Below are 13148 nucleotides of genomic sequence, written 5' to 3'. Positions count from 1 at the left end.
TGCCGCCCGCCGAGCACGAGATCGCCTGCCGCCGCACGCTGCGCGAGGCGCGTGCCATCGCCGGGCTCAGCCATCCCAACGTGGTGACGCTGTACGACGTGCTGGACAGCGACGACCGGCCTTGGATCGTCATGGAGCTGTTGCGCGCCCGCAGTCTCGGTGAGGTGCTCGCCCAGGACGGACCGTTGCCCGTGGCCAGGGTGGCGACGATCGGGCTGGCCGTGCTCGGCGCGCTCGAGGCGGCGCACGACGCCGACATCGTGCATCGCGACATCAAGCCCGGCAACATCCTGCTGCTCGACGACGGCCGGGTGAAGCTCACCGACTTCGGCATCGCCCGGGCCGTCGGCGACGACACGATCACCGGGACCGGGCTGCTGGTGGGCTCGCCGTCCTACATAGCGCCGGAGATCATCAAGGGTCAGGAGGCGGGTGCGCCGGCCGACCTCTGGGGTCTCGGCGCCACGCTGTACGCGTCGGTCGAGGGCCGCGCGCCGTTCTCCGGCGGCGACGCGATGGAGACGTTGGCCAAGGTCGTGCAGGATCCGCCGACGCCGTACGTCCGGGCGGGGGCGTTGATCCCGGCGCTGGACGCGATGCTGGAGAAGGACCCGCTCAAGCGGGCCAAGCCGGTGGAGGCGCGGCGGGCGCTGCTGGACGTGCTGCGGGGCGGGAACGACACCGAGGCGCCGCCGGCGGGGCCGCGCGCGGTCTCCTCGCCGTCGCTGGGCCGGACACCGGCGCCCGGTCCCGAACCGGCGCCCGCTCCCCCGGCGCCGTCCGGGCCGGCGTTGGCCGACCTGCTCGTCCCGGTCTACCGGCAGGGTGAGCCGCGCGACGGGGCGCCCGGAAACGGCGGCGGTACGTCCGCCGCGCCGGCCGCCGCGGCCGCGCGTGACGCGGGCCGGAACGGTGCCGCCGCCGGGGTTCCTGCCGGGGCTGCGGCCGCGGCTGGTGCCGGGGCGGTGGCGTTGCGGCGGTCGGGCGAGGCGGCTGAGGACTCGGTCGAGGCGCCCTCGACGCCGGCGGTCCAGCCGGCGGCCGCCGAGCAGGCCGGACCGACCGCTCCCGCGCCCGCTGCGCCCGCTGCGCCCGCTGCTTCCGCGCCCGCTGCGCCCGACGCCGGACCGCGGGACGCGCGGACTCGGGACGCCGGGCGGCCGGACCCCGTCCTGCCGGACTCCGGGCGGGCGGACTCCGTTCTGCCGGACTCCGTTCTGCCGGACTCCGTCCTGCCGGACTCCGTTCTGCCGGACTCCGGGCGGGCGGACGAGGCGGACGAGGTTCCGGAGGAACTGGCGCCGGTCGAGCTGGGGCCGGTCGAGATGCCGCCGGCCGAGGAGTCGGTCGCGAGCACGCCGGTGGCCGAGCAGGGCCGGGAGGCGCTGGCCGACGACGCCGACCTGCTCGACCCGGACGTCGCCGACCCGGATCTCGTCGAGGACGACTTCGACGGCGACACCCGGACCGACCTGGGCCTGCCGCCCGAACCGAGCGCCGCGGCGACCGCCCCGCCGCCCGCGTCGGTCTCACCCGCGAACGCGTCGACCTCCCGGGCCGGTGGTCCGGCGGAGGCGGCGGCCTCGCGGGCGGCGGGCTCGCGGGCCGGGGGCCCGCCGGCGGACGCGCCGCTCATCGGGCGGGCCGTTGCTCCGGTGGACGACGGCCAGCACGCCGGGGACATCGCCGACGAGCCGGTCACCGGCCCCCGGCCGGACATCGACTCCGAACCCACGGTCACGATCCCGGTGCCGACCCGCCGCCCGCCGGCCGCGCCCCGCCCGCCCGCGTACGGGGCGTACGGAAGCGGGACCACGGCCGAGTCCGAGCTGCCGACCCAGATGATCGCGCCGCTGCCGTTCGGCCGCCCGCAGGGCACCTCGGCCGAGCAGCAGCCGGCCCGTGCGTTCCGGGCCCACACCCCGGCCTCGCCGCTGGACTTCCAGGGCGAGCGCCCCCGGGCCGACCGGCGCAAGCGCAGCCTGGCCGCGCTCCTCATCGTCATCGCGCTCATCGCCGTCGTGGTCGTCGGCGGTGCGCTGCTCCTCACCAGCATGCGCGGCGGCGGAGGCGGCGACGATCAGGCCGGGAACCCGACCACGAGCGCCTCGCTGGGCCCGGCCACGATCCCGTCCGGCTACACCCAGTACGCCGGCTCCGGCTTCAGCGTGGCCGTCCCGACCGGCTGGCCGTCCCAGGCGCAACGCAACGGCGTCGTCGACATCAAGGAGCAGAACTCCACCCGGTTCCTGCGGCTGATCACCGTGGACAACACCGCGTCGGCGTTCAGCCAGCTGGGCGCGGCCGAGAAGCAGTTCGCGGCCAACCCGTCGTACCAGCAGTACCAGCGGGTGAAGCTGGCGCGGGTCGACTACCGCGGCCTGGACGCGGCCGACTGGGAGTTCACGTTCACCCTCGACGGGGTGCCGCGGCACGTGCTCTACCGCGGCATCGTCAGCGGCGACCGGACGTACGGGCTGTACCTGTCGACGCCGGCCGCCAACTGGGACAAGAGCAAGGACGTCTTCCAGGTCGCGGCCGACACCTTCCGCACGAGCTGACGGGCTCCGATGCTTTAGGGTCGGTCGCCGTGACCGATCTCGTACGCCCCACCGCCGAGGACGCGACCGCCGCGGCCAAGCGGCTCGCCGCCGCCACCGGTGCCGACCGGCACGACGTCGCGGTGGTGCTCGGCTCCGGCTGGGCCCCGGCCGCGGACGCGCTGGGCCGCCCCGACGCCGAGCTGCCGGTCGCGGACCTGCCCGGCTTCGCGGCCCCGACCGCGGAAGGCCACGGCGGCACGGTCCGGTCGCTCACCCTCGGCTCCCGGCGCACGCTGGTCTTCCTCGGCCGCACCCACCTGTACGAGGGCCGCGGCACCGCCGCCGTGGCGCACGGCGTCCGGGTCGCCGCGGCGGCCGGCTGCGGCACGGTCGTGCTCACCAACGCGGCCGGCGGCCTGCGCGAGGGGATGCACCCCGGCCAGCCGGTGCTGATCTCCGACCACCTCAACCTCACCGCGCGCTCGCCCCTGGTCGGGGCCCGGTTCGTCGACCTCACCGACCTCTACTCGCCGCGGCTGCGGGCGCTGGCCCGCGCGGGCGACCCGAGCCTGGAGGAGGGCGTGTACGCGGCGCTGCCCGGTCCGCACTTCGAGACCCCGGCAGAGATCCGGATGCTGCGCGGGCTCGGCGCGGACCTGGTCGGCATGTCCACCGCGCTGGAGGCGATCGCGGCCCGGGCCGAGGGCGTCGAGGTGCTCGGCGTCTCGCTGGTGACGAACCTGGCCGCCGGGATGACCGGCGAGCCGCTCAACCACGAGGAGGTCCTCGCCGCCGGGGCCGCCGCCGCGACCCGGATGGGCACCCTGCTCGGCACCGTGATCGAAGGGCTCTGACGATGGCCGAGTTCGGCGCACACCCGCAGGCCAGACCGGGCGCGGGCCGCAAGGTCCTGGTCACCGGCGCGGCCGGTCGGATCGGCGTGATCACCTGCGCCGGGCTGGCCGCCCGGGGCTGGAAGGTCCGGGGTCTGGACCGGGTGCCGCTGGACGGCGTCGACGGGCTGGCCGACCCGCCGGTGGTGGCCGACGTCCGGGACGCCGCGGCGGTCCGGGCCGCGGCGGCCGGGGTCGAGGCCGTCGTGCACCTGGCCGGGATCGCGACCGAGTCGACGTTCGCGGAGATCCTCGAATCCAACATCGAGGGCACGTTCAACGTCTTCGACGCCGCCCGCCAGGAGGGCGTCGGCCGGATCGTCTACGCCTCCAGCAACCACGCCGTCGGCTACACCCCGCGCAGCGCGCTGGCCACGGTCGACGTGCCGCCGCGGCCGGACACGTACTACGGGGTGAGCAAGGTCTTCGGCGAGGCCCTCGGCAGCCTGCTGGTCGACCGCTACGGCCTGGAGGTCGTCTGCCTGCGCATCGGCTCCTGGAAGCAGTACCCGGAGTCGGTCCGGGAGCTGTCCACCTGGATCAGCCCGGCCGACGGGGTCCGGCTCATCGCGGCCGCGCTCACCGCCCCGGACGTGACGTTCTCGGTCGTGTACGGGATCTCGGCCAACACCCGGGCCTGGTGGGACCTGGCCCCGGCCCGGGCGCTGGGCTACCTCTCCGTCGACGACGCCGAGGACTACGCCGACCGGATCCCCGGCGCCGAGGACGACCCGGACCGGTCCGACCCGGAGTGGGCCCGCGTCGGCGGCGGGTTCGCCGGACCGGCCTTCGACGAACCCCGCCTCGGCCAGGGCGGCTGATCGGGCCCGAGGGTCGCCGCCCGGCGGGGCGAGTGATCGGGGGCGGGGTGCGGCGGGCGATACTGCAGCGGTGAACGGGGACCTGCAGGACGCGGCCGAGCGCTGGCTGGCCGAGGATCCCGATCCGGCCACCCGGGACGAGCTGCGGGCGCTGCTCGACGACGGCGACGAGGCCGCGGTCGCGGACCGGTTCGCCGGCCGGCTGGAGTTCGGCACCGCCGGGCTGCGCGGACCGCTGCGGGCCGGGCCGAACGGGATGAACCGGGCCGTGGTCCGCCGCACCGCGGCCGGGCTGGCCGGCTGGCTCAAGCGGGCCGAGGTGCCGGGACCGGTGGTGATCGGGTACGACGCCCGGCACGGCAGCGCCGAGTTCGCCGCCGACTCCGCCGCGGTGCTGGCCGGCGCCGGACTGGACGCACGACTGCTGCCGGGCCCGCTACCCACGCCCGTGCTGGCGTACGCGGTCCGCCGGCTGGGCGCGGCCGCCGGGGTGATGGTGACGGCGAGCCACAATCCCCCGCAGGACAACGGGTACAAGGTCTACTCGGCCGACGGGGCCCAGATCGTGCCGCCGGCGGACGCCGGGATCGAGGCGGCGACCGCGGCCGTCGGTCCACTGTCGACGGTCCCGATGTCCTACGGGTACACGGTTCTCGGCGACGAGATCCTCGAGTCCTACCTGGACGCCGTCGCAGCCGTGCCCCGGACGTCGCACCGTCGCATCAGGACTGTCCACACCGCACTGCACGGCGTCGGCGGGGCCGTCGTGCACGAGGCCTTCCTCCGGGCCGGGTTCGAGCCGCCGGTGCAGGTGTCCGAGCAGGCCACGCCGGACCCGGACTTCCCGACCGTGCCGTTCCCGAACCCGGAGGAGCCCGGCGCGCTCGACCTGGCCCTGGAGCTGGCCGAGCGGACCGGCGCCGAGCTGCTGCTGGCCAGCGACCCGGACGCGGACCGCTGCGCGGTCGCGGTCCCGGACGACACCGGCTGGCGGACACTGACCGGCGACGAGCTCGGCATCCTGCTGGCCGACCACCTGATCCGGACCGGCCGCACCGGGACGTACGCGACGACGATCGTGTCGTCCTCGCTGCTGTCCAAGCTCTGCGCCGCCCGCGGGGTGCCGTTCGGGGAGACGCTGACCGGCTTCAAGTGGATCGTGCGGGCCGCGCCCGACCTGACCTTCGGCTACGAGGAGGCGCTCGGCTACTGCGTGCTGCCGGACGCGGTCCTGGACAAGGACGGGATCTCGGCCGCGCTGCTGGTCACCGACCTGGCGGCGGCGCTGAAGGCCGAGGGCCGGACGCTGGGCGACCGGCTGGACGAGCTGGCGGCCGAGTTCGGCGTGCACGCGACGACGCAGGTCTCGGTGCGGGTCGCGGACCTCGGCCTGATCGGGGAGCTGATGACGGCGCTGCGGGCCGACCCGCCGGGGACGCTGCTGGGCCGGGCGGCGACCGCGGAGGACCTGCGGCCGGAGGCGGACGTGCTGCGGCTGAGCGCGGACGGGGTCCGGGTGGTGGTCCGGCCGAGCGGGACCGAGCCGAAGCTCAAGGCGTACCTGGAGGTGGTGGTGGCGGACCGGGCGACCGCGACCGCCGACCTCGACCGCCTCCGCACCGAGCTCGCCCCCCGCCTCCGGGTCTAGGGCCCCGGCGCCACCGGGCCCGACCGTCGCCGAAGCGCGACCGCGGGCGGGACCCCGGCGCCCGGCTGCGGGCCGAGCGCGGCGCGTCTCTAGACGGCGCCGAACTGGCGGTCGCCGGCGTCGCCGAGCCCCGGCACGATGTACGCCTTGTCGTTCAGCCGCTCGTCGATCGACGCGGTGACCAGGGTCAGCGGCAGCCCGCTGTCCTCCAGCGCCCGCCGGCCCTCCGGCGCGACCAGCACGCAGACCACGGTGATGTCCTCGCAGCCGCGGTCGGTCAGCAGCCGGCAGCAGTGCAGCAGCGAGCCGCCGGTGGCGAGCATCGGGTCGAGCACGATCACCGGCCGCCCGGCCAGCGACGCCGGCAGCGACTCCAGGTACGCCCGGGGCGCGAACGTCACCTCGTCCCGGGCCAGCCCGACGAAGCCCATCTGGGCCTCGGGCAGCAGCCCGAGCGCGGCCTCGGCCATCCCCAGCCCGGCCCGCAGCACCGGGACCAGCAGCGGCGGGTTGGCCGGGCGCGCGCCGACCGCGGGTCCGACCGGCGTGGTCACCGGGACCGGCTCGGTCGGGAGGTTGCGGGTCGCCTCGTAGACCAGCATGGTCGCCAGTTCCTTGAGCGCGACCCGGAAGCCGGTGTTGTCCGTCCGCTCATCGCGGAGGGTGGTCAGCCGGGCGGCGGCGAGCGGGTGGTCCACGACGAGGGTCTGCACAGACCGGCACAGTATCGGCTCCCGTGGCAGGCTCGTATCCGTGGACGAGACCTGGGACCTGGTGGTGGTCGGCGGCGGCCCGGCCGGATCGGCGGCGGCGCTGGCCGCCCGGCTGCGCAAGCCGGACGCACGGGTGCTGCTGCTGGATCGGGCCGACTTCCCGCGGGACAAGGCCTGCGGGGACGGCATCGCCGCGCACGGCCGGGACGTGCTGGCCAAGCTGGGCGTGCCGGACCTCATCGCCGACTACACGCCGAGCACGAAGCTGTCGGTGATCTCCCCCGGCGGCGCGACCGTCTCCGCGTACGCGGCCCGGCCCAACCACGTGGTGCCGCGCAAGGTCTTCGACGCCCGGCTGGTCGACGCCGCCCGGGCCGCCGGGGTCGAGGTGCGCAAGCACCGGGTGCGCGAGATCACCCAGTCCGCCGGGACCGTCACCGTCGACGGGATCGAGGCCAAGGCCGTCGTCGCCGCGGACGGTGCCAACTCCGGCATCCGGAAGCTGCTCGGCATCCCGGCCGGCAAGGAGAAGCACACCGCGATCGCCGTCCGCGGGTACGCCGACCTGCCGCCGGACAGCGAGCGGGCCGACGGCGCCCAGTTCATCGCGATGCAGAAGCAGGGCTGGCCCGCGTACGCCTGGTCGTTCCCGATTGGCGACGGGACCGCGAACATCGGCTTCGGCATGCTGCTGCCCAAGCTGCACGCGGCCGAGGGCCCCGGCCGGCAGGTGCTGCACGGCCGGCTCAAGGCATTGTTGCCCGACCTCACCGGTCGCGACCTGCTGGCCCACCACCTGCCGTTGTCGACCGGTCGCCCGGCCACCCCCGGGCGCGGGCGGGTGCTGCTGGCCGGCGACGCGGCCAGCCTGATCAACCCGCTCACCGGCGAGGGCATCTACTACGCGCTGGTGTCCGGCCGGCTGGCCGGGACTGCGGCGGTCGGCGCGCCCTCGAACCCGCTCGGCGCGTACCGGTTCGGGCTGAAGGAGGCGCTCGGCAACCACCTGCGCACCACCGACGTGCTGGCCCGGGCGTCGCAGTCGTCCCGGTTCATGGACGCGGCGATCGCGACCGCGGCCCGCCGCGGCGACGTCTTCGACCTGCTCGTCGACGTCGGCCTCGGCTCCGGCACGGTCCCGCTCCCGCTGGCCTGGTCGGTGGTCAAGGCCTGGGCCCGCGGCGGCGAGCGCATAGGCTCGGCAGCATGACCGGGATCGTCGAGGCGTACGGGGATGTGGTGCGGGACGACGCGACGCTGCGCCGGTTCCTGCACGGACTGCCGGGGGTGGACCAGGTCGGCGCCGAGGCCCGGGCGGCCGCGCTGGCGACCCGGAGCATCAAGAAGGCCTCGAAGCGGTACGCGTTGGACCTGGCGATCCGCTGCGTCGACCTCACCACGCTGGAAGGTGCCGACACCGCGGGCAAGGTCCGGGCGCTGTGCGCCAAGGGCCGCCACCCCGACCCCACTGATCCCAGCACGCCGCCGGTCGCCGCGATCTGCATCTATCCCGACCTGGTCGGGATCGCGAAGACCGAGCTGGCCGGGTCGACGGTGAAGGTCGCCAGCGTCGCCACCGCCTTCCCGTCCGGGCGGGCCAGCCTGGCGGTCAAGCTCGACGACGTCCGCGACGCCGTCGCGACCGGCGCGGACGAGATCGACATGGTCATCGACCGCGGCGCCTTCCTCTCCGGCCGCTACCTGCAGGTGTACGACGAGATCGTGGCGATCCGGGAGGCCTGCGGCGCCGCCCACCTCAAGGTCATCCTGGAGACCGGCGAGCTGGCGACCCTGGACAACGTCCGGCGGGCGTCCTGGCTGGCGCTGATCGCCGGCGGGCACGTGATCAAGACCTCGACCGGCAAGGTGTCGCCCGCCGCGACCCCGCCCGTCTCGCTGGTGATGCTGGAGGCGGTCCGCGACTACGCGCTGGCCACCGGCGAGCGCCGCGGGGTCAAGCTGGCCGGCGGGATCCGGACGGCCAAGGAGGCCGTGCGTTACCTGGTGCAGGTCAACGAGGTCGCCGGGCCAGAGTGGCTGGACCCGGACCTGTTCCGGTTCGGGGCGTCCAGCCTGCTCAACGACCTGATCCTGCAGCGGCAGAAGGAGCGCACCGGGGCGTACTCCGGCCCGGACTACGTCACGCTGGACTGACGCAGCGCGGCGGCGAAGACCTCCGGCCGCTGCAGGATCGCGTGGTCCTCGCCCGGCACGGTCTCGTAGATCGCGCCCGGGATCGCCTTGGCCGCCGCGACCGCGCCGGCCCGCATCCACTCCGGGCAGTAGCCGCCGTCCAGCACCAGCGCCGGCTCGGCGATCCGGGCCAGCCGGGCGGGATCCAGCGCCGCGCCCGGACCGCAGATCGCGGCGTCGTACGCGAGGGTCGGCGCGAGCGCGAGCATTCCCGGGTAGTCCGGCGACCCGGCGATCCCCGCGACCGCGGCCTCCAAGGCCAGGATCGCCCCGGAGGAGTGCCCGATCACGGCGACGTCGTCGCCGGCGGCGGCGACCACCGCGGCCAGGTCCTCGATCTCGCGCCGGGCGGCCTCCTCGGGACCGGGCCACGGACCCAGCGGTCCACTGCCGCCCCGGCCGCGCCGGTCGTACGTCCAGCCGGTCCGGTCCGGGGCCAGCGCCGCGGCCAGCCCGGCGACCGTGCCGCGGTCGTTGAAGGCGCCGCCGACCAGGACCACCGCGGGCCCGGAGCCGACCTGGTCGACCGCGAGGGGGGGCCGTCGGCGGAGGTGATCGTCTGCATCGTCGTTCTCCTTCGAGTGCCCGGCGGATTCTGCCCCTGGTCGGAGTCGATCCCGAATTCTCGACACCGGATGTCGAGGTAGCGTCGTCGGCTCCGACCAGGGGGCGCCGGTGCCCGTCCGGGGCGGCGGCGAGAGGAGACGGCGATGAAGTACTTGTTGATCATCCACAACAACCCGGCCCTGTTCGAGACGCTCCCGGCCGAGGAGCTCGACGCGATGGTCGGCGCGCACGTGCCGTTCCAGGCCGCGCTGAAGGAGACCGGGGAGCTGGTCGGGTTCGCCGCGCTGACCGACCCGTCCCAGGCCCGGGTCGTGCGGACGCCGGTCGCGGCCGCGCCGGTGGTGACCGACGGGCCGTACCTGGAGGCCAAGGAGTACCTGGCCGGTTTCTACGTGGTCGACGCGGAGACGCCGGAGCGGGCGGCGGAGATCGCGGCGATGATGCCGGAGGCCGCGTACGGCGGGGTCGAGGTGCGGGCGGTCATGGAGGACGCCGGGCTGGAGATGTGAGCGCCGACCGGGCCGTCGAGGACCTGCTGCGCGAGCTGGCGCCGCAGGTCCTCGGCGTGCTCGCCCGCCGGTACGGGCAGTTCGACGCCTGCGAGGACGCGGTCCAGGACGCCCTCCTGGAGGCGGCGACCGCCTGGACCGTCCCGCCGGGGAATCCGCGGGGGTGGTTGCTGACCGTCGCGACGCGACGGCTGACCGACGGCTGGCGGTCGGAGAGCGCCCGCCGCCGCCGGGAGGTGACCGCCGCCCGCCAGGAGCCGGACCCGGCCGAGGCCCCGGCCGCCGACGACACCCTCACGCTGCTCCTGCTCTGCTGCCACCCCGCGCTCTCGGCCCCGTCGCAGCTCGCGCTCACCCTGCGCGCCGTCGGCGGGCTGACCACGGCCGAGATCGCGGCCGCGTTCCTGGTCCCGGAGCCGACGATGGCCCAGCGGATCAGCCGGGCCAAGAAGGCCATCCGCGGCGACCGGTTCGTGCTGCCGCCGCCGGACGTGCTCCCGGACCGGCTGCGGGTGGTCGAGCAGGTGCTCTACCTCGTCTTCAACGAGGGGTACGCCGCCTCCTCCGGCCCGGACCTGCAGCGCGCCGAGCTGACCGCGGAGGCGATCCGGCTGACCCGGCTGCTGCGCGACCAGCTGCCGAAGGACCCCGAGATCGCCGGGCTGCTCGCGCTCATGCTGCTCACCGACTCGCGCCGCGCGGCCCGGACCGACGCGGACGGGCGGCTCGTACCGCTGTCCGAGCAGGACCGCGAATGCTGGGACCGGGCCCTCATCGCCGAGGGGGTCGCGCTGGTCGAACAGACGCTGGCGACGACCCGGCGGCTCGGCCCGTACCAGCTGCAGGCGGCGATCGCGGCCACGCACGCGGAGGCGGCGCGCGACGAGGACACCGACTGGCCGCAGGTCGTCGCGCTCTACCGGCTGCTGGCCGAGGTCGCGCCGAACCCGATGGTCACGCTCAACTCGGCCGTCGCGGTCGCGATGGTGGACGGGCCGGAGGCCGGCCTGGCGCTGCTGGACGACCTGCCCGAGCTGGCCGGGCACCACCGGCTGGCCGCCGTCCGCGCCCATCTGCTGGAGCGGGCCGGGTCGGATGCCGAGGCCGGGGCGGCGTACCGGCTGGCGGCCCGCAGGACCACCTCGCTGCCGGAGCGGCGCTACCTCGAGTCCCGCGCCGCGCGGCTGGGTTGACCGGAAACCGCCGGCGCGCCGGCCTCCCGCGACCGTCCGTCCGAAGTGGACGGTTATTCGGCCCCGACCAGCTCGGGGTGGGCCTGCCGGTAGTGCTTGGTGAGCACGGCGCTCGCCTCGCCGGGGCGGTGCGCGACCGTCTTCGAGCAGACCGCACACCGCACCAGCGGCAGGTACGTCGTCTCGACCGGGGAAGCCTTGCCGAAGGTGCTCATCGCGCTCCAGTCTAGGGCCCGGGTCATCGACAGCGCTGTGACGGTGGTCGCGTAGCGTTCCCCCGTGGCCGTGATCCATCAAGCCGAGCTCAGCCCGTCCAAGATCGAGGCCCTGGCGGCCTGGGTGCCGCGACAGGTGTGGGGCGGCGGCGCCGACGGGCTGGCCTCGCTCGGCGGATACCGCTTCGACGACCCCGACGGCGCCGTCGGCATCGAGACGCTGCTGATCCGGACCGGCGACGGGCGGCTGCTGCAGGTGCCGCTGACCTATCGGGCCGCGCCGCTGGCCGGCGCCGAGGACGCGCTCGTCGCGACGATGGAGCATTCGGTGCTCGGGCCGCGCTGGGCGTACGACGGGTGCGCCGACCCGGTCTGCGTCCGGGCGATGGTGACGGCCGTGCTCACCGGCGGGCACGAAGCCGAGCTGGAATACCACCACAGCGACGGCATCCGGATCCGGCCGCCCACGGTCCGCGTCGCCGGCAGCGGATCCGCCGGGACCGCCGTGCCGGCTCTCGACGCGATCACCCGGTCGGACACCGCGACCGCGACGGTTCTGGAGGCGGGACCGGTCACGCTGACCGTCCGCCGCCGGCTGGACAGCCCGGTCCCGGCCGAGGCGCAGTACGACCTGCGCGGCACCTGGCCCGGGACCGACGAACCCGCCGTGCTCCTGACCGCGTCCACAGTGGAGGGCTAGGGCGCGTCTCACAGGTATCTGGCGGCGCCGGCGAGGTAGCCGCCGACGAGGCGGGTGACGGTACGGAAGGCGGCCACCGGCCGCTGCTGCTGCAGAATCATGGGAGAAGCCTGCGGCCGCGAGGCCACCCCGCACATCGCCGGCCGGGTGGAACCCCGTCTCCACCCAGCGATCGATGCCGCCCCCGATCACCCGTCGTAGGGTCGGCGACGTGAGCGTGGACGAGGCGACCGGGCCGACCCTGGCCCGGCTGCGCGCGGCCCGGGCGTCCCAGCTCAGGCTCGTACGGTGGCTCAACCGCCTGGCCCCGCTGCTGCTGACCGTGTACGTCGTGGCCGGGTTCCGGGCCGACCAGCGCCCCGGGCTCAGCGGCGCCGGGCTGGTCGTCTCGATCGTGCTGTTCGCGTTCCCGGTCGCCGTGCTCGGCCGCAACGCCACCGAGGCCACCCCGAACCCTACGCACCTCACGTTCGTCACCGGGATCGCGGTGAGCTCGCTGACCCTGATGTGGTTCCAGCCCAACGGGCCGGGCTCGGCCGGCGTCCTGCTGGCCGCGCTCTGCATCGCCCGGCTGGTGTCGGTGCGCTTCGCGGTGCCGGGGCTGGTGGCGGTGTTCCTGATCCTCGAGGTGACCCCGGCGGTCACCGGCGCCGACTTCGGCAACCTCTCCACCCTCGCCGCGATCGGCGCCTTCTACGGGATGATGTATCTGGCGTTCCGGCTGGGCGAGGCCAACCAGCAGGCCGAGCGGCTGCTGGTCGAGCTGCGGGAGAGCCAGGCCGCGCAGGCCCGGGCGGCCGGGATGGCCGAGCGGCAGCGGCTGGCCCGGGAGATGCACGACGTGCTCGCGCACAGCCTGTCCGGACTGATGCTCCAGCTGGAGGGCGCCCGGATGATGGCCGCCGAGGACCCGGCCGACCCGCGGCTGCCGGGCACGATCGACCGGGCCCACCGGCTGGGCAAGAGCGGCCTGGAAGAGGCCCGGCGGGCGATCGGGATGCTGCGCGACGACGTCGAACACCGAGATCGCGGACCGCCTGGTCATCAGCGAGGCCACCGTGAAGACGCACGTCAACCACCTGCTGACCAAGATCGACGCCCGCGACCGGGCCCAGGCCGTCGCCTACGCGTACCAGCACGGCCTGCTGCGCTG

Annotated in this window: 12 protein-coding genes and 2 pseudogenes; 11 read left to right on the top strand and 3 right to left on the bottom strand. The window is 75.4% G+C overall.

Going from position 1 to position 13148, the window contains the following annotated elements; translation table 11 throughout:
* The 4 genes from VGP36_05965 to VGP36_05950 form a co-directional block, all read left to right on the top strand.
* Window positions 1–2561 (top strand): protein kinase (locus VGP36_05965; protein HEV7654268.1); only part of this gene is annotated, 2561 nt, incomplete at its 5' end.
* Window positions 2562–2590: 29 nt separating this feature from the next.
* Complete coding sequence (locus VGP36_05960; protein HEV7654267.1) at window positions 2591–3397, top strand: purine-nucleoside phosphorylase; 807 nt, start codon at window positions 2591–2593, stop codon at window positions 3395–3397.
* Between the two features lie 2 nt (window positions 3398–3399).
* Entirely contained in the window at window positions 3400–4257 is an 858-nt protein-coding gene (locus VGP36_05955; protein HEV7654266.1) for an NAD(P)-dependent oxidoreductase, read from the top strand.
* Window positions 4258–4327: 70 nt separating this feature from the next.
* On the top strand, window positions 4328–5905 hold the full coding sequence (locus tag VGP36_05950) for a phospho-sugar mutase (protein HEV7654265.1): 1578 nt from the start codon (window positions 4328–4330) through the stop codon (window positions 5903–5905).
* Between the two features lie 89 nt (window positions 5906–5994).
* Here the strand turns inward: VGP36_05950 and upp are convergent, their stop codons facing one another.
* Window positions 5995–6618 carry a uracil phosphoribosyltransferase gene (upp, locus tag VGP36_05945; GenBank protein HEV7654264.1) on the bottom strand — a complete coding sequence of 208 codons (624 nt, stop codon included), beginning with the start codon at window positions 6616–6618 and terminating at the stop codon, window positions 5995–5997.
* Window positions 6619–6658: 40 nt separating this feature from the next.
* Here upp and VGP36_05940 point away from each other — a divergent pair, with 40 nt between their 5' ends.
* The gene (locus VGP36_05940; protein HEV7654263.1) at window positions 6659–7828 is read left to right on the top strand and encodes a geranylgeranyl reductase family protein; all 1170 of its coding nucleotides are present in this window, start codon (window positions 6659–6661) and stop codon (window positions 7826–7828) included.
* Window positions 7825–8772 carry a deoxyribose-phosphate aldolase gene (gene deoC, locus VGP36_05935; GenBank protein ID HEV7654262.1) on the top strand — a complete coding sequence of 316 codons (948 nt, stop codon included), beginning with the start codon at window positions 7825–7827 and terminating at the stop codon, window positions 8770–8772. Before VGP36_05940 ends, deoC begins: the two co-directional genes overlap by 4 nt.
* Here deoC and VGP36_05930 read toward each other — a convergent pair.
* On the bottom strand, window positions 8754–9311 hold the full coding sequence (locus VGP36_05930; protein HEV7654261.1) for an alpha/beta fold hydrolase: 558 nt from the start codon (window positions 9309–9311) through the stop codon (window positions 8754–8756). The two genes, deoC and VGP36_05930, sit on opposite strands and share 19 nt — an antisense overlap.
* 210 nt (window positions 9312–9521) lie before the next feature.
* Here VGP36_05930 and VGP36_05925 point away from each other — a divergent pair, with 210 nt between their 5' ends.
* Together VGP36_05925 and VGP36_05920 are read left to right on the top strand one after the other, a co-directional pair.
* Window positions 9522–9887 carry a YciI family protein gene (locus tag VGP36_05925; protein ID HEV7654260.1) on the top strand — a complete coding sequence of 122 codons (366 nt, stop codon included), beginning with the start codon at window positions 9522–9524 and terminating at the stop codon, window positions 9885–9887.
* Window positions 9884–11080 carry a sigma-70 family RNA polymerase sigma factor gene (locus VGP36_05920; GenBank protein ID HEV7654259.1) on the top strand — a complete coding sequence of 399 codons (1197 nt, stop codon included), beginning with the start codon at window positions 9884–9886 and terminating at the stop codon, window positions 11078–11080. The genes VGP36_05925 and VGP36_05920 overlap by 4 nt, the downstream gene beginning before the upstream one ends.
* Window positions 11081–11133: 53 nt before the next feature.
* Here VGP36_05920 and VGP36_05915 read toward each other — a convergent pair whose 3' ends face one another.
* Complete coding sequence (locus tag VGP36_05915; GenBank protein HEV7654258.1) at window positions 11134–11295, bottom strand: hypothetical protein; 162 nt, start codon at window positions 11293–11295, stop codon at window positions 11134–11136.
* 64 nt (window positions 11296–11359) lie between these two features.
* Between VGP36_05915 and VGP36_05910 the strand changes: the two genes are divergently transcribed.
* The 3 genes and pseudogenes from VGP36_05910 (at window position 11360) to VGP36_05900 (ending at window position 13148) form a co-directional block, all read left to right on the top strand.
* Window positions 11360–11995 carry a hypothetical protein gene (locus VGP36_05910; GenBank protein HEV7654257.1) on the top strand — a complete coding sequence of 212 codons (636 nt, stop codon included), beginning with the start codon at window positions 11360–11362 and terminating at the stop codon, window positions 11993–11995.
* 175 nt (window positions 11996–12170) lie between these two features.
* Window positions 12171–13070, top strand: a pseudogene (locus tag VGP36_05905) (histidine kinase dimerization/phosphoacceptor domain-containing protein).
* Window positions 13009–13148: pseudogene (locus VGP36_05900) on the top strand (LuxR C-terminal-related transcriptional regulator). The pseudogenes VGP36_05905 and VGP36_05900 overlap by 62 nt, the downstream one beginning before the upstream one ends.

The organism is Mycobacteriales bacterium (genome assembly GCA_035995165.1).
Taxonomy (GTDB): domain Bacteria; phylum Actinomycetota; class Actinomycetes; order Mycobacteriales; family CADCTP01; genus CADCTP01.
Note: the sequence above shows the minus strand (reverse complement) of the source record. Positions and strands in the feature narration are given on the sequence as shown.